Source organism: Simplicispira sp. 125 (genome assembly GCF_003096555.1).
In the GTDB taxonomy this organism is placed as follows: domain Bacteria; phylum Pseudomonadota; class Gammaproteobacteria; order Burkholderiales; family Burkholderiaceae_C; genus Simplicispira.
In genome coordinates this window covers 2477320-2492095 of the sequence record NZ_QEKM01000001.1, presented here as the reverse complement: position 1 = coordinate 2492095, position 14776 = coordinate 2477320, and the positions used below count along the sequence as shown (strand labels likewise).

General features: G+C 63.5%; 17 protein-coding genes. 16 read left to right on the top strand and 1 reads right to left on the bottom strand.

The genetic code is table 11. From position 1 onward, the window contains the following. The first annotated feature begins 16 nt into the window (after window positions 1–16). The 4 genes from trpD to C8D04_RS11630 are packed head-to-tail and all read left to right on the top strand — an operon-like array spanning window position 17 to window position 2813. Complete coding sequence (trpD, locus tag C8D04_RS11640; RefSeq protein ID WP_116006156.1) at window positions 17–1051, top strand: anthranilate phosphoribosyltransferase; 1035 nt, start codon at window positions 17–19, stop codon at window positions 1049–1051. Between the two features lie 11 nt (window positions 1052–1062). Next, a complete protein-coding gene (locus tag C8D04_RS18700) occupies window positions 1063–1236 on the top strand; it encodes a hypothetical protein (RefSeq protein ID WP_165829129.1) in 174 nt (57 codons plus the stop codon). Then, window positions 1229–2029, top strand: coding sequence for an indole-3-glycerol phosphate synthase TrpC (gene trpC / locus C8D04_RS11635; RefSeq protein ID WP_116004997.1), 801 nt, complete (start codon window positions 1229–1231; stop codon window positions 2027–2029). The genes C8D04_RS18700 and trpC overlap by 8 nt, the downstream gene beginning before the upstream one ends. A 58-nt stretch (window positions 2030–2087) precedes the next feature. After that, window positions 2088–2813: a uracil-DNA glycosylase gene (locus C8D04_RS11630; protein WP_116006155.1), complete on the top strand. Its 726-nt coding sequence runs from the start codon at window positions 2088–2090 to the stop codon at window positions 2811–2813. A 23-nt stretch (window positions 2814–2836) separates the two neighbouring features. Here C8D04_RS11630 and C8D04_RS11625 read toward each other — a convergent pair whose 3' ends face one another. Beyond that, window positions 2837–3520: a hypothetical protein gene (locus C8D04_RS11625; protein ID WP_116004996.1), complete on the bottom strand. Its 684-nt coding sequence runs from the start codon at window positions 3518–3520 to the stop codon at window positions 2837–2839. 68 nt (window positions 3521–3588) lie between these two features. Here C8D04_RS11625 and C8D04_RS11620 point away from each other — a divergent pair, with 68 nt between their 5' ends. The 12 genes from C8D04_RS11620 (at window position 3589) to C8D04_RS11565 (ending at window position 14673) form a co-directional block, all read left to right on the top strand. Continuing rightward, window positions 3589–4188 carry a DUF2975 domain-containing protein gene (locus C8D04_RS11620; protein WP_233521160.1) on the top strand — a complete coding sequence of 200 codons (600 nt, stop codon included), beginning with the start codon at window positions 3589–3591 and terminating at the stop codon, window positions 4186–4188. Between the two features lie 20 nt (window positions 4189–4208). Then, window positions 4209–4454: a helix-turn-helix transcriptional regulator gene (locus C8D04_RS11615; RefSeq protein WP_116004995.1), complete on the top strand. Its 246-nt coding sequence runs from the start codon at window positions 4209–4211 to the stop codon at window positions 4452–4454. A gap of 13 nt (window positions 4455–4467) precedes the next feature. Beyond that, window positions 4468–4890 (top strand): hypothetical protein, encoded by a 423-nt coding sequence (locus C8D04_RS11610; protein ID WP_116701316.1) that lies wholly within the window; start codon window positions 4468–4470, stop codon window positions 4888–4890. Window positions 4891–5702: 812 nt separating this feature from the next. Further along, entirely contained in the window at window positions 5703–6710 is a 1008-nt protein-coding gene (locus C8D04_RS11605) for a thiamine pyrophosphate-dependent dehydrogenase E1 component subunit alpha (RefSeq protein ID WP_116004993.1), read from the top strand. Between the two features lie 31 nt (window positions 6711–6741). Continuing rightward, a complete protein-coding gene (locus tag C8D04_RS11600; protein ID WP_116004992.1) occupies window positions 6742–7788 on the top strand; it encodes an alpha-ketoacid dehydrogenase subunit beta in 1047 nt (348 codons plus the stop codon). Further along, complete coding sequence (locus C8D04_RS11595) at window positions 7785–8027, top strand: lipoyl domain-containing protein (RefSeq protein WP_116004991.1); 243 nt, start codon at window positions 7785–7787, stop codon at window positions 8025–8027. The genes C8D04_RS11600 and C8D04_RS11595 overlap by 4 nt, the downstream gene beginning before the upstream one ends. Further along, a complete protein-coding gene (locus C8D04_RS11590; protein ID WP_116004990.1) occupies window positions 8024–8752 on the top strand; it encodes a dihydrolipoamide acetyltransferase family protein in 729 nt (242 codons plus the stop codon). Before C8D04_RS11595 ends, C8D04_RS11590 begins: the two co-directional genes overlap by 4 nt. Continuing rightward, window positions 8721–9473, top strand: coding sequence for a ligase (locus tag C8D04_RS11585; RefSeq protein ID WP_233521159.1), 753 nt, complete (start codon window positions 8721–8723; stop codon window positions 9471–9473). The genes C8D04_RS11590 and C8D04_RS11585 overlap by 32 nt, the downstream gene beginning before the upstream one ends. Window positions 9474–9506: 33 nt before the next feature. After that, complete coding sequence (locus tag C8D04_RS11580; RefSeq protein WP_233521158.1) at window positions 9507–10118, top strand: gluconate 2-dehydrogenase subunit 3 family protein; 612 nt, start codon at window positions 9507–9509, stop codon at window positions 10116–10118. Between the two features lie 27 nt (window positions 10119–10145). Then, a complete protein-coding gene (locus tag C8D04_RS11575) occupies window positions 10146–11726 on the top strand; it encodes a GMC family oxidoreductase (protein ID WP_116004988.1) in 1581 nt (526 codons plus the stop codon). A gap of 92 nt (window positions 11727–11818) precedes the next feature. Further along, window positions 11819–12580: an alpha/beta fold hydrolase gene (locus C8D04_RS11570; RefSeq protein ID WP_158550307.1), complete on the top strand. Its 762-nt coding sequence runs from the start codon at window positions 11819–11821 to the stop codon at window positions 12578–12580. Window positions 12581–12696: 116 nt separating this feature from the next. Beyond that, window positions 12697–14673: a sigma-54-dependent Fis family transcriptional regulator gene (locus tag C8D04_RS11565; RefSeq protein WP_116004986.1), complete on the top strand. Its 1977-nt coding sequence runs from the start codon at window positions 12697–12699 to the stop codon at window positions 14671–14673. Window positions 14674–14776 lie beyond the last annotated feature (103 nt).

The following is a 14776-nucleotide window of genomic DNA, read 5'->3' as shown; positions in this document are numbered from 1 at the left end:
TATGGAGAAAAAAACCATGTCCATCACCCCCCAGGAAGCGCTGCAGCGCACCATCGAACACTGCGAAATTTTCCACGACGAAATGCTGCACCTGATGCGGCTCATCATGCAGGGCGAGCTCTCGCCCGTGATGACGGCGGCCATCATGACCGGCCTGCGCGTGAAGAAAGAAACCATCGGTGAGATCACGGCCGCCGCGCAGGTGATGCGCGAGTTTTCCACCAAAGTGCATGTGCACGACCGCACGCACATGGTCGACATCGTGGGCACGGGCGGCGACGGTGCCGGTACCTTCAATATCTCCACCTGCGCCACCTTTGTGGCTGCTGCTGCAGGCGCACGGGTCAGCAAGCATGGCGGGCGCAGCGTTTCCAGCAAGAGCGGCAGCGCCGACGTGATGGAGGCGCTGGGCGTGCACATCAACCTCAAGCCTGAGCAGATTGCGCAGTGCATCGACGAAATCGGCATCGGCTTCATGTTTGCCCCCAACCACCATCCGGCCATGAAAAACGTGGCGCCGGTGCGCAAGGAGCTGGGTGTGCGCACCCTCTTCAACATCCTGGGGCCGCTGACCAACCCGGCCGGCGCGCCCAATATTCTCATGGGCGTGTTCCACCCTGACCTGGTGGGCATCCAGGTGCGAGCGCTGCAGCGCCTGGGCGCTGAGCATGCGCTGGTGGTCTATGGGCGCGACGGCATGGACGAGATCAGCCTGGGCGCCGCCACGCTGGTGGGTGAGCTCAAGAATGGCGAGATCACCGAGTACGAAGTCCACCCCGAGGACTTTGGCCTCGCCATGGCCAGCAACCGGGCGTTGAAAGTGGAAACGCCCGATCAGTCGCGTGATCTGCTGCTGGGCGTGCTCAAGGGCGAGACCGGCGCAGCGCGCGACATCGTGTGCCTGAACGCCGGTGTCGCCCTCTACGCCGCCAACGTGGCTGCGACCATGCTGGAGGGCATTGCCCAGGCCCGCGCGGCCATCGACTCCGGCGCAGCGCTCGCCAAGCTGGAGCAGCTCGTTACGCGCACCCATGCGCTGGCTGCTGCGTGAGGGAGAGAGTGATGCAACCGTCTTTCTGGACCTACCCTGGCACCTGGATTGTCATCGTCTTCACGCTGCTGCTGGTGGGCGGCGGTATCGCCTTGGCCGTGGTGCTGCGCCGCGTCCTGCGCAAGCCGCCGCAGGAGTCCCATTTGCCCCCTTCTTCCCCTGAAAAGAACCGCCCCCATGAGTGACATCCTCAACAAAATCGTGGCCGTCAAGCACGAAGAAGTGGCCGCCGCCAAAAAGCGCCTGCCGTTTGACGCCATGCGCGCCGATGCCGAGAGCCGCGTGCTCACGCGCAATTTCGAGGGCGCGCTGCGGGCCAAAATAGCCAAGGGCCAGGCGGCGGTGATCGCCGAGATCAAGAAAGCCAGCCCCAGCAAGGGCGTGCTGCGCGCCGACTTCATCCCGGCCGACATCGCCCAGAGTTACGCCGACGGCGATGGCGCCGTGAGTGCGGCCTGTCTCTCCGTACTGACCGACCGGCAGTTTTTCCAGGGCAGTGTGGATGCCCTCAAGCAGGCGCGCGCCAGCTGCCAGCTGCCGGTGCTGCGCAAGGATTTTCTGGTCGACCCGTACCAGGTTTACGAGGCCCGTGCCATGGGCGCCGACGCCATTTTGCTGATTGCCGCCTGCCTGGACGATGCGCAAATGGCAGACTTTGAAGCCATCGCCCGCAGCCTCGATATGGCGGTGCTGGTGGAGGTGCATGACCGCCCCGAGCTGGAGCGCGCATTGAAGCTCAAGACGCCGCTGGTCGGCATCAACAACCGCAACCTGCGCACCTTCGAGGTCACGCTCGAGACCACGCTGGGCATGTTCAAGGATGTGCCCGCCGACCGCCTGCTGGTGACCGAGTCGGGCATTCTCAAGCCTGCGGACGTGAAGACCATGCGCGACGCCGGTGTGCACGCCTTTTTGGTGGGCGAGGCCTTCATGCGTGCCCCAGAACCCGGCCTGGAGCTGGCCAAGCTGTTTGCCTGAATATCAAAAACAATAGCTGCTTGCGCTTTATGGGTAAGCGTTGGAGGCCATTTTGACCATAAATATTGTTCAAGGCGGTACCGGGCTTGCACCCACGCAGTTGCAAAGTGCCGACCCCGCCGACTGGCCTGTGGCGCCCGGTTGGCAATCGCTGGCACAAGATTTTTTTGCCAGCACAGAGGGCCGCAAGCTGCTGGACTTTTTGCAGGCACGGCTGGATGCTGGAGCCACCGTTTTTCCGCCGCGCCCCTTGCGTGCGCTGGAGCTCACGGCGCCTGAAGATGTGCGCCTGGTCATCCTTGGCCAGGACCCCTACCACGGCCGGGGCCAGGCCGAGGGGTTGGCGTTTTCGGTCGCGTCCGGTGTCGCATTGCCGCCCTCGCTGCGCAACATTTTCAAGGAAATCGAGCGCGACCTGGGCCAGCCGCCGCCGGCGTTTCCGGTGCCCGGCGGCAGTCTGGTCGCCTGGGCCGAGCGCGGCGCCTTGCTGCTCAACACCACCCTCACCGTCGAAGAAGGCCAGCCCGCCAGCCACGCCCGGCGCGGCTGGGAGCTGCTGACCGACGCGCTCATCGCCCACGTCGCCGCACAGCCCCAGCCGGTGGTCTTCATGCTCTGGGGCGCGCACGCGCAGTCCAAGCGCGTGCTCATCACCGCACCGCAGCATTTGGTGCTGTGCGCCAACCATCCATCGCCCCTGTCGGCCCTGCGTCCGCCCGTGCCTTTTATCGGTTGCGGGCACTTCGGCCAGGCACGGGCGTTTCGGCGGGCGCATGGGGGCTGAAGGCACTGCGAGTCCGTAGGATCTCAGCCCTCGGGGCAGTCTGGAAACCGTTGTTTCAGATCTGCTGCGGACATGGTTTCGGCCAGATCCATGTTGCGCACGATAGGGATGTATTCGCCCGGCTCGGTAAAGCGGATCAGGGTGGTCACGGTCCGGTTGTGAGCGCCCTTTTGTTGGCAGCCAGCCAGTTCCAGCCCCAGACCCAGCGCGCGTTGCCCGCCATCCGTTCCTTTCCAGCTCAGCGCTCTCGCACGCAGGGCCTGCAGCCGGGGCAGGGCGGCGGGGTCGACGCGCCAGATCTGCGTTGTGGTCTGGGGGCTGTCGTACTCTGCCAGCAGGCTGCGTTCGGCCGTGCTGCGCAGCTCCTGCAGGGGAAGTTTCTCTTCCAGTTGCTCGGTCACGGTGCCGCCGTTGGGCTGGCGCAGCTTGCGCGACACGCTCACGGTCAGCACCAGGCCCTGGCCATGGAGTTGCACGCCGGGCTGGTGCACCACCGCAGCGCGCAGCGCTGCGGGGTCCAGCGTCTCCAGGTTGAGCTTGCGCAGTTTCCACAGCGAGGTTACGGGTACGCTGCCACAGGCGGCCAGCACGGCCGACGCCATGGCAAGCGCTGGCAAGACACGCCAGAGGGCGCGCAGCGCAGAGGCAGTCTGCCGCGCGGGCGGACGCTCGACGCGATCGGGTGGGGTGAGCAGGTCCAAGGCCATTGTTCGATGGTATTTCTGTAAAACAGTATATTATTATTGTTTTACAGAAATTTCATCAGGTGCACACCATGTTTCCTTCCATGGCCTCTCAAGGTTCGCCGGTGCAGGATCCCTCGTTTCGGCGCCTCGCCTGGGGTTTGCTGGTTGCCAGTTGGGTGTGTGCGCTGGTGTCGTTCGGGATTTCTCTGGCGCGCTGGGCGGCGATTGGGCAGGAGGGCGGCTGGAGTGGCTGGATGCCCCTGACCGTGGTGCCTGCACAGGCCTTGCTGGCCGGCCTGACGCCACCACAGTCCATGGACTTGCCATGGCGCTGGGTGGGGGTGGGGCTCGAGTGCATCCCCGCACTGGCCATGTTCTATGCCGTGTGGTGCGTGCACCGTATTTGCCGTGCCTTTCTGGCCGGAGAGGTGTTCGGGCCCGTGGTGGTGCGCGGATTTCGTGGTGTCGGCTGGGGTTTTCTGGCGATGTTTGTGACCTCGCTGCTCTACCAGATGGGGGTGACGGTGCTGCTGTCGTGGCTCGCGTCCGGGAAGAACGGCGGGCTGATTGTGCTGGGCCTGGGTTCGTTTGAAATGAGCATGCTGGTGGTGGGGCTCATGATGATGCTGCTGGCCCATGTGCTGGCCGAGGGCTGCCGCCTGCAGGCCGAAGCCAACGCGTTTGTGTAATTCATCCAAGACACCCACCCATGGCGATTGTTGTCACGCTGGATGAGATGCTTGTGCGTCGCAAGGTCAAGTCGCGGGATCTCGCGGCCCATGTGGGCATCACCGAGGCCAATTTGTCCCTGCTCAAGAGCGGCAAGGTCAAGGGCGTGCGTTTTGAGACCCTGTCCGCCATCTGCAGCTACCTGCAGTGCCAGCCAGGGGATCTGCTGACCTGGATTCCCGATGAAGGGGCGGCGCCACCGGCCGCTCTTGCGGGTGCTTCTTAGCAAGAGTAAGCCGGTGTGCGCTGCCCCGGTACGCCAGCGCCTGGTCGGGGCGGTGGCTGGGTCACTGATGCTGCATGCCATCGGGCTGGCGGTGCTGTGGCGGACGCTGGTGCCCCCGCCCGTCCTGCCGACGCCATCGCAGGTGCCGCTATCGGCCATGCTGTGGGTGGCGCTGGCACCCACGCCCACGCCTGTGCCCGCACCGGCTGCCGGGGTTGTGCCGGGCGAAACTGGCGAATCGGCCGGGGCGCGCTCCGTAGCGCCGAGGGCCATGAGGCGTGCCACGGTGGCCATCGTCCGGCCGCTTCCAAGGGGGCGCGTGCGCCAGTCCACCGCAAGCCCTGAGAGGGAGCGCCAGTTGTCGCCGCCGCTGCGCCAGCGCCAAGCCTGCCCGCTTCTGCTGCGCAACCGCAGGCCGTTCTTCGGCCGGACGTAGTGGCGCTCGCGCTGGCGCGGGAGAGGGCCTGGCAGCGCCGGCAAGGGCTGGTCCATGCGCCACAGACCTGGGCAAGGGAGGCGCCCGTCACCATGGGAGCGGAGGCTGTAGTGCGCGACCTGCGTGGCCCTGGGGGCTCACGCACCACGAAGGTGTCGGGGCCGTGGGTCGACTATTGTGTGGAACTGCCTTCCGCCAACCAGCCTCCCGCCATGGGGGCGGTGCCCCGCATGGTTCCTGCGCGTACCTGTCGTTGACGCGCCGTGCACCGTAGGTGCGCCGAACCCATAGGACATTCGCCAGCCAATCCCATCCGGGACCGTGACTCGCGCCGCATCAAGTCCGGACATAGAGGTGCAATCTTTTCCTTCTGTGCATCAAGTGAATGAGGGATTGGCATATTCGGCGTGTCAATGCGTTCTGCGTCCGTCGCAGGGCCCTGCCAAACGGACAGGAAGTGTTCAAAGGGTTGCTCCGGCCGACTTGTCGCAGCCATCCAGCGGATCTTCCTCGTGGCGGCGACACCTGTCGCGTCGCGCTGCGACAGGTGGAGCAGATGTCGCAATGCCATGTCGCATTGCATGGCTCCCACCGGGATCAGCCATGCCAGAAACCCGCTCTGGCTGACGCCAAACAGCGTCTTTTGACCCTTTTGTCTCAGGGTTTTCCCGCCAATTTGACCTGTTGGCTGCAGATGGCATGCCCATTGCGTAGTCCTCTGTGCAGAACACGGGCACAGGCCCTTTCAGCGCACTGTCTCCGCCGGTAAACGCGTGCGGGGAATCCTTAGACAACGACACGGAGATCTCGATATGAATGCGACTACAGAGCAACAACTCTGGATGTACGAAAAAATGATAGAGATCCGGGAATACGAAGAGACGATGGCCCGGATCTATCTAGAAGGCAAGCTGCCCCCGCACATCCAGAAGGGGCTGGCTTTTGATATCGGCGCCGGCCCGATACCCGGTGAGATGCACCTGGCCGCCGGGCAGGAGCCTGTGGCCGTGGGCGTCTGCGCGCATCTGCACGACGATGACACGGTGGTGGGCTCGCACCGTCCTCATCACTTTGCCATTGCCAAGGGCGTTCCGCTCAAGCCCATGACGGCGGAAATATTTGGCAAGGATACGGGTTTGGGGCGTGGCAAGGGGGGCCACATGCACCTCTTCGATCCCGCGCACAAGTTCAGTTGCAGTGGCATCGTCGGTGCCAGCATGCCGCCGGCCTGTGGCGCGGCCCTTGCGGCCAGGAAGCGTGGCAAGAACTGGGTGGCTGTGGCCTTTTTCGGCGAAGGGGCGGCCAACCAGGGCGCCTTTCATGAGTCCATGAACCTGGCCGCGCTGTGGAAGCTTCCGGTGCTGTTTGTGTGCGAAGACAACAAGTACGGCATCTCAGTCGAGAAGTCTGAATCCACCTCAGTCGCCTGGAATGCCAGTCGCGCCGCCGCCTATGGCATGCCTGGTGTGCTGGTGGAGCAAAACGATGCGCTGGCGGTGTATGCAGCGGCTGGTGCCGCGATTGAGCGGGCGCGGCGCGGTGAAGGTCCGACCTTGCTTGAGGTGAAGACCGACCGCTATCTCGGCCACTTCCAGGGTGATCCAGAAACTTACCGCCCTAAAGGCGAGGTGGAGTCCTTGCGCCGCCACGACCCTATTCCGCTTCTGGGTGAGCACCTGCGACGCGCAGGGCTGTTGGACGACGCTGCGGACAAGGCGCTGCGAGCGCGTGTCGGCGTACGCATCGCAGAGGCCTACGAATACGGTCGCACCAGCCCCTATCCCAAGGCGGAAGACGCGCTGATGCACGTCTTCTCCTGACACCGCCATCACTCAGAACAGGAGACGCGATATGACTACCCAGACAGCACGCAAGCTGACCATGGCGCAAGCCATCTCAGAGGCCATCGATCAGGAGATGGAGCGCGACAACGAGGTCTTTGTGATGGGCGAGGACGTGGCCAAGTACGGAGGCATTTTCAGTGCCACCGGTGGCCTGCTCGCCAAATATGGCAAGGACCGCATCATGGACACCCCGATTTCGGAGACAGCGTTCATCGGTTCGGCAATTGGTGCCGCAGCCGAAGGCATGCGCCCGATTGCCGAGTTGATGTTTGTCGACTTTTTTGGTGTGTGCATGGACATGATCTACAACCACATGGCCAAGAACACCTATATGGCGGGCGGCAACATCCGCCTGCCCATGGTGCTCATGGCTGCTATCGGCGGGGGCTACAACGACGCGGCGCAGCATTCGCAATGCCTGTACGCAACGTTTGCGCACATGCCTGGCATGAAGGTGGTGGTGCCCTCAAACGCCTACGACGCCAAGGGGCTGATGACCCAGGCCATCCGCGAAGACAACCCGGTGGTGTTCCTGTTCCACAAAGGGATCATGGGGCTCCCATGGATGTCGTATTTCGAGGGCAGCACAAATGCGGTTCCGCTGGAACCCTACGTGATTCCGTTCGGTCAGGCAAATGTGGTGCGCGAGGGCCGCGACCTGACCATCGTGACCCTCAGCCAGATGGTGCAGAAGTCGCTGATTGCGGCGCAACAGCTGGCCGCTGCCGGCATTGAGGCCGAGGTGATTGATCTGCGCACGGTCGTGCCGCTTGATCGTGAGGCCGTGCTGCGGTCGGTGCGCAAGACGGGTCGCCTGCTGGTGGCCGATGAGGACTACCTGAGCTTCGGCCTTTCCGGCGAAATCGCCGCGTTGATTGCCGAGAACCTGGACACGGTGAAGCTGAAGGCCCCTGTGTACCGACTGGCAGTGCCCGATGTGCCGATCCCCTACAGCCGGCCATTGGAGCAGTTTGTGATCCCGCAGGTCGAGGGCATCGTCGTCGCCTCGCAACGGCTGATGGGGGCGCCCCAGCTTGAAGGAGCGTCCGCATGACCGCAATTGTGCTCAACGCTGACGCCTGGCAGGACGTAGAGCCAGGCACCGAAGCCCTTGTAGAGGATTGGCTGGTGAAAGAGGGGGACCACGTCAGTGCAGGGCAGCCAGTTGTCAGCGTGGTGGTCGTCAAAGCCAATCATGAAGTGCTGGCGCCGATGGATGGCGTGATCGGGAAGATTCTGGTGGCCGCAGAAGAGACCTTCAAACCAGGCCAGGCACTGGCGACACTGCAATGAGCGCAGTGGCCACCGATACCGAATCTGCTGAATCTGCCGAATCCCGGCAGCCTGCGCCGTTGATTGCGCTCAAGGGCCTGCGCGGCAGCATCGCGCGCAACATGACGGCGGGCTGGCAGGCGCCGCGCGTTGCCATGGGTGCCGAAGTTGATCTGTCGCACGCCTTGGCGCTGCTGGCAGAGCGCCAGGCGGCGCCCGGTGCGCCGCTGCGCATGACGGTCACTTCGCTGGTGCTGCGCGCCGTGGCGCTGGCGCTGCGCGAGCACCCTGCGCTGAATGCCTGGATGCGTGAGGGTGGCATTGAGCGGGCAAGTGCGATTCATCTGGGTCTGGCGGTAGCCTTGAGCGACGGCCTGGCGGTGCCGGTGATTCGGAATGCCGACACCCTGTCCATCGAGCAGCTGGCGACGGCGTCACGGGAGCTAGCCCAAGGCACCCGCGACGGCCGCTTGCCGCCCAAAACTTACCAGGGTGGCAGCTTCACCGTCACCAATCTTGGCATGACGGGAATCGACTGGTTCACGCCAATCCTGAACCCGCCCCAAGTTGGCATCCTGGGCCTGAGCCGCGTGACGGACCGGCCTGTTGTGCGCAACGGGTCGCTTGCGATCGCTCCCATGAGTACCCTAACCTTGGTGTTTGACCACCGGGCGGTGGACGGCCATCCCGCGGCGCTGTTCCTGCGCAGTGTGCGTGAGTACTTGGAAACCTGCGATGGACTATGAGCGTGCCATAGGCGACCTCCCCATGGCCGTGCATGAGCAGCTATGGAATGAGCAGCAACTGGCCGAGCCGGTACAGCTGCCTGCCTGGCGCCTGTGGCGCTATGCACAGCCGGTGGTGGTGCTGGGTTGCTCACAGCGGCGCCTGCTCTCCGGCGCCGATGAGTTGGTGGGTATGCCGGTACTGGTTCGTGCCTCTGGTGGTGGCGCCGTGCTGACGGGGCCCTGGATGCTGGGGTTGTCGGTTGCTCTGCCGCCGGACCATCCCCTGGCTACCTCGGGCCCGGTCGGCAGCTACCGGTGGCTGGGCGAAGACCTGGCACAGGTGCTGCGTGGTGCCGGCCTGGTTGGTGCACACGCGGTGTCACCCGAGAGCCTTCGGGCAACCGGTCCGCCGCAGCGGCCACAAGGTGTGGACTGGGCTTGCTTCGGTGGCCTATCGCCTTGGGAAGTGCTGACAGCCGATGGCCGCAAGCTGGTCGGGCTGGCACAGGTACGCAAGCGCACGGGCGTATTGCTCGTAGGGGGCGTGCTGCTGGAGGCTTCTCCCTGGGCGCTGCTGTGCCGCACGCTGGCACGCGGTTCTGGCGATGCGCAGCAACTGGCGCAGCTCACCAGCAGTTGCCGCGAGGAGCTTGACGCCAGCTTTGATGCACAGGCGCTGGAGCGCTCGGTGGCAGAGGCTCTCAGGAGACGGCTTGAACGCCAGAACTGCACACAGTGACGTAGCGATTTTTACAACAAGGAGACATTCATCATGACCCACGATTCCCGTCTAACCGTTGCCACCGCGCCGGAGACCGTGTCGCCTGCGGCTGTGCCCATGCGCATGCTTGACAAGCGGCCCCAGATCGCCCGCCGCAGCTTTCTGCGTGGCAGCGGGCTTGGCGCCCTTGGCGCTACGGTGGCGCCGCTGTCGGTACTTTCGATGGCGCCCGCGAGCGCGCAGGCGCAGTCTTTCCCGGTGTTGGGCGCCGAGACCGGGAACACCCTGGTACGCATGGCCCGCGACATCTTTCCGCATGACAAGCTGCCCGATCGGTACTACCTGCATGCCGAGGCCCCCTACGACGCAGCGGCGGCGAAAGACCCGGCGCTGCATGCCCTGCTTCGCGACGGGGTGGCAGCGCTCGACGCGAGCGCCATGAAGCTCTACGCAAAGCCCTATGTGCAGGTGCCCACCGAGCCAGAACGCGTGGTGCTGCTCCAGGCAATAGAAGGCACCCCTTTCTTCAAAAAAATACAGGGCGACCTGGTGACCGGCCTCTACAACAACAAGGAGCTGTGGCCGCTGTTTGGTTACGAAGGCTCGTCCTGGCAAAAGGGCGGCTACCTCACGCGCGGCTTCAACGACCTCGACTGGCTCTGAGCCAGCACCCTTAGCAGGAGACACAACATGGCAAAAGAAACAAAATTCGCCTTCGACGACACCAGCGTGGTGGTAATCGTCGGCTCGGGCGCCGGCGGCGGAACACTCGCCAACGAACTGGCGCAGCGCGGCGTCAAGTGTGTGGTGCTTGAAGCGGGAAAACATTTCACACAGGCTGACTTCGAGAACGATGAATGGGGCATGTTCAACAAAATTTCGTGGCTGGACAAGCGTATCTCGGCAGGCGGATGGCACCACACCAAGACCTATCCCAACCTGCCGGCATGGATCGTCAAGGGCGTGGGTGGCTCCACCATCCATTGGTCCGGCGTGGCACTTCGGTTCCAAGAGCACGATTTTCGGACACGCACCCACTACGGCACCATAGAAGGGGCCAACGTGCTGGACTGGCCCATTACCCTCAAGGATCTTGCGCCTTACTACTTCCAAGCCGAGAAGAAGATGGGTGTGACGGGAACCCAGGCCAGCGGTCTGCCCGCCATGCCGCCCAACAACCACTACAAGGTGATTGACGTTGGCGCACGCAAGGTGGGCTACAAAAAAATCATTCGCCCGGTCGCATCCAATTCGATTCCCTATGACGGGCGACCGGGCTGTCAGCAGATCGGCTTTTGCATGCAGGGCTGCAAGATCGGCGCCAAATGGTCCACGCTCTACACCGAAGTTCCCAGGGCATTGGCTACTGGCAACGTTGAGCTTCGGCCGGAGTCGATGGTGCTGCAAATCGTGCATGACAAGTCGGGCAAGGCCAGCGGCGTCCTGTACATGGACAAGGACGGCAAACGCCAGTTGCAGAGTGCGCGCGTGGTCTGTGTGGCCGGCAACTCTATTGAGTCACCCCGCCTGCTGCTTAACTCGGCCTCCAGCATGTTCCCTGACGGTCTCGCCAACTCCTCGGGCCAGGTCGGCAGGAACTACATGAACCATGCCACGGCAGCAGCGGTCGCCATCCACCGCAAGCCGGTTTATATGTACCGTGGGTTCGACATTGCGGCCGTGGTCGCCGACGAAGTGGCCCCAGATACCCAGCGAGGTTTCTTCGGCGGCTACTACCTTGAAGGCCTGGCGCTGCACCTGCCCTACACCGCAGCGTTCATGAAGCCCGGCGGCTGGGGCCGTGATGTGACGTCGGCACTCGAGATGTACGACCACATGAGCTGCGTCTGGGTCTGTGGCGAAGACCTGGCGCGCGAGCAAAACAGCATCACGCTGCACCCGACCGAGAAGGACCAGTACGGCCTGCCCATACCGATCGTCACCAAGACCTACCATGCAAATGACGACCGGATCACGGCGCACGGACTGGTGCAATGGCGCAAGCTGTCGGAGGCAGTGGGCGCCACGCGCGTGGTCGATATGCCGGCCTATCCCGCCAGCCACAACATGGGCACCAACCGCATGAGTGCCAAGGCGCGTGACGGCGTGGTCAACCGGTGGGGCCAGTCGCACGATGTGAAGAACCTTTTCGTCTCCGACGGAAGTCAGTTCACGTCGAGTTCCGCGGCCAATCCGACCTTGACGATTGTCGCCCTCGCAATCCGCCAGGCCGAGTACATCGCCGGGGCCATGAACCGGCGTGAGCTCTAAGGGCAGCGGTGGGTGGCGGGTCTGCATTTCCCCCGGTTGCCAGCCATCCGCCGGTACGGCTTGCCTGGCGCAGCTATGGCGCAGGCCCACCGGTGCTACTGCTGCACGGCCTGTTTGGCTCGTGCGCGCAGTGGCACCACATAGCCGTTCCGCTGGCGCGGCGCTACCGCGTGCTGGCGGTGGATTTGCGCAACCACGGTGCATCTCCCCACACAGCGCGCATGGACTATGACCTGATGAGCGAGGACCTGCGTGAGCTGCTTGATGCCCATGCCATAGAGCAGGCAGCCCTGGTGGGCCACAGCATGGGCGGCAAGCTCGCAATGGCCTTTGCGCTGCGCTACCCGCAGCGCATAAGCCGCCTGGCGGTGGTGGATATTGCCCCAGATATCTACCCTGACAGATTCATGCCCCTGATCCATGCCGCACTGCGACTTGATCTGTCCAGCGTCACCAGGCGCGAAGATGCGCACGCACAATTGGCCCGCTACCTGCCGTCGGAGCGTCTTCGTGCGATGCTGCTGCAGAACCTGGTGCGTTGCGGCGCTGGATGGGCATGGCGTATCCACTGGCACAGTATTGCCGCAAGCATGCCGGAACTGCTGCGCTTTGCGGTGCCGGCGCGTCAGCGCAAATCCCGGGTGCCTGCGCTGTTCATTGCCGGAGCCTCTTCTTGTTACCTGCGTGAGCATCACATGCCGCTGATCCGTACGCTGTTTGCCGATGCCGTTTTTGAGAATATTGCCGGTGCTGGCCATTGGGTGCATGCGGACCAGCCGGCGGCGCTTGTTCGGCAGCTGGACGACTGGCTAAGTCTGACGCATTGCTCTGTAGCGCCGCCCGTGTCGGTTTGAAGGGGGCGGCGCTTCCGAGGTTGCGGAAGGTGATTGCCGTAATATGGGGCAGCATCCATGACAGCAGACGCAAGATGATGTGTGGGCCCACGACGCCCACCGCAGGAGACAGAACCATGGCCCAGGCCTCTCGCTTCACGGCCTTTGCTCGGCCGGACAACCCGCCGATCAATGTGTCGATAGACGCTGATGACGTGATCATCGAACGTTCGCGGCAACGTTCGATCAGTCTTTACCAGTTGGACCCGGGGCGCTGCGACCCTCCGCGCGTGCTGCCCGTCAGCGCCGTGCGTGAGCACCGCACACCGATAGAGCCACTTCTCGCGGTGGCACAAAGCGGCACCGAGTCGCTGTTCATGCAGATTCGCGATGCTGGCTATGTTGTGCTCCTGACCGATGCGCAAGGGGTGACGGTGGATTTCATCCACAACCCAGTCATCGATCGTGATCTGCGGCGCGCGGGCCTCTACCTGGGAAGCTGCTGGTCTGAGGAAAAGGAAGGCACTTGTGCCGTGGGTTTGGCGACCACCGAACGACAGCCGATCACGGTGCACCAGACAGAGCATTTCAGGGCACTGAACCATGCGTTGACTTGCAGCGCGGCGCCCATTTTTTCGCCCAACGGCGAGCTTCTCGCAGTGCTTGATGCCTCGGCCCTGCAGTCCCCTGGCGACAAGCGCAGCCAGTACCTGGTGTTGCAGATGGTCAAGTACACCGCACGCATGGTGGAGAACGCGAATTTCCTGCGTCAGTACGAAAGCCTCCTGGTCTTGCGTATCTCCAGCCGGCGGGAGTTCATGGAAGTTGCGACCGAGGGACTAATCGCATTGGACGAAGGCGGGCATATCGTGGCAGCCAACCAGCGGTTTTTGCAGGACGTGGGGGCAACACCTGCCTCCTTTGCGCAGGCCCATGTGGAGGACGTGTTTGGAATTCGCTTCGACGCCCTGGAGGCTCTGACACAGTCAACGCTTGATCCGTTCGCATTGCGCTTGCTGCACTCGGGGAGCCAGTGTTTCGCCTTGGCACGTCAACCGCGCCGCCGCCCGTTGGCGAACCTATCCGCGCCGATTTTTACACCGCAGCGTGCAGACTCCTCAAGCGCCGCCCTGAGGCGGCTGGCAGGCGACGATGCCCGTATGGAGCGCAACGTCCAGCAGGCGCTGCGTGTGCTGGGTAAAGGGCTGCCTGTACTGTTGCACGGCGAATCGGGCACCGGGAAAGAGGCGTTTGCCAAAGCCATGCACGAAGCCAGCGAGCGTGCTGCCCAGGCCTTTGTGGCACTCAACTGTGCCGCCATTCCTGAGACTCTGATCGAGAGCGAGCTGTTTGGCTACCGGGATGGTGCGTTCACCGGAGCCCGTTCCAAAGGGGTGCGTGGCCAGATACTTCTGGCGCACAAGGGCACCTTGTTTCTGGACGAAATCGGCGACATGCCACTGGCCCTGCAAACGCGGCTGCTGCGGGTGCTCGCCGAGCGCGAGGTGATGCCCCTGGGTGCCGAGCAACCCACGCCCGTGGATCTGCAAGTCATTTGCGCAACCCACCGCGATCTTGGGGATCTGGTGGCATCGGGAGCGTTCCGCCTGGACCTGTATTACCGGCTTGCGGGGTTCACGCTGGCGCTGCCTGCCTTGCGGGATCGGTTGGACAAGGAATCACTGATTCAGGCGGTTTTGCATGCCGAAGCCAGTGACCTGGGTGGCTGCACGCCAGGTTTTTCCGCGGATGTGCTGCCCTTGCTGGTCGGCTATGCATGGCCGGGCAATATCCGCCAGCTCAAGAACACCTTGCGGGCCGCGCTGGCCTTGAGCGGTGGTGAGGCCATTGGTGTGCAGCATCTTCCCGCCGAAATCACCGGGACGGTCTGCACGGCACTGCCACCGCCCAGGCTGTTGTCGCTGGGTATCGATCCTGGCGTGCCGACCTATGCGTCCTCAACCCCCGAGAGTGCACGAGACGTACTTCTGCGGACCTTGCGCCAGTATCAGTGGAATGTGACGGAAACTGCCCGCAGTCTTGGTATGTGCCGGGCGACGGTCTACCGCCGGATGCAAAGGTACGGCATCGTTTCGCCTAATCAGCGTGAATGAGGGTGTGGCGTGATGGTGTCGATTGCGACAAACATCCCGTGTTCGTACGCGGTTCGTCGTCGCGAGAGATCTCAAGCTTTGTGAGGCGGAATCAATAACACCT

Excerpts from the sequence above, each read along its gene's own strand:
- C8D04_RS11590 (WP_116004990.1), top strand. The coding sequence starts at position 8,024 with ATGAGCGCAGTGGCCACCGATACCGAATCTGCTGAATCTGCCGAATCC.
- trpD (WP_116006156.1), top strand. The coding sequence starts at position 17 with ATGTCCATCACCCCCCAGGAAGCGCTGCAGCGCACCATCGAACACTGC.
- C8D04_RS11595 (WP_116004991.1), top strand. The coding sequence starts at position 7,785 with ATGACCGCAATTGTGCTCAACGCTGACGCCTGGCAGGACGTAGAGCCA.
- trpC (WP_116004997.1), top strand. The coding sequence starts at position 1,229 with ATGAGTGACATCCTCAACAAAATCGTGGCCGTCAAGCACGAAGAAGTG.
- C8D04_RS11580 (WP_233521158.1), top strand. The coding sequence starts at position 9,507 with ATGACCCACGATTCCCGTCTAACCGTTGCCACCGCGCCGGAGACCGTG.
- C8D04_RS11600 (WP_116004992.1), top strand. The coding sequence starts at position 6,742 with ATGACTACCCAGACAGCACGCAAGCTGACCATGGCGCAAGCCATCTCA.
- C8D04_RS11615 (WP_116004995.1), top strand. The coding sequence starts at position 4,209 with ATGGCGATTGTTGTCACGCTGGATGAGATGCTTGTGCGTCGCAAGGTC.
- C8D04_RS11575 (WP_116004988.1), top strand. The coding sequence starts at position 10,146 with ATGGCAAAAGAAACAAAATTCGCCTTCGACGACACCAGCGTGGTGGTA.
- C8D04_RS11565 (WP_116004986.1), top strand. The coding sequence starts at position 12,697 with ATGGCCCAGGCCTCTCGCTTCACGGCCTTTGCTCGGCCGGACAACCCG.
- C8D04_RS11625 (WP_116004996.1), bottom strand. The coding sequence starts at position 3,520 with ATGGCCTTGGACCTGCTCACCCCACCCGATCGCGTCGAGCGTCCGCCC.
- C8D04_RS11620 (WP_233521160.1), top strand. The coding sequence starts at position 3,589 with ATGTTTCCTTCCATGGCCTCTCAAGGTTCGCCGGTGCAGGATCCCTCG.
- C8D04_RS11605 (WP_116004993.1), top strand. The coding sequence starts at position 5,703 with ATGAATGCGACTACAGAGCAACAACTCTGGATGTACGAAAAAATGATA.
- C8D04_RS18700 (WP_165829129.1), top strand. The coding sequence starts at position 1,063 with ATGCAACCGTCTTTCTGGACCTACCCTGGCACCTGGATTGTCATCGTC.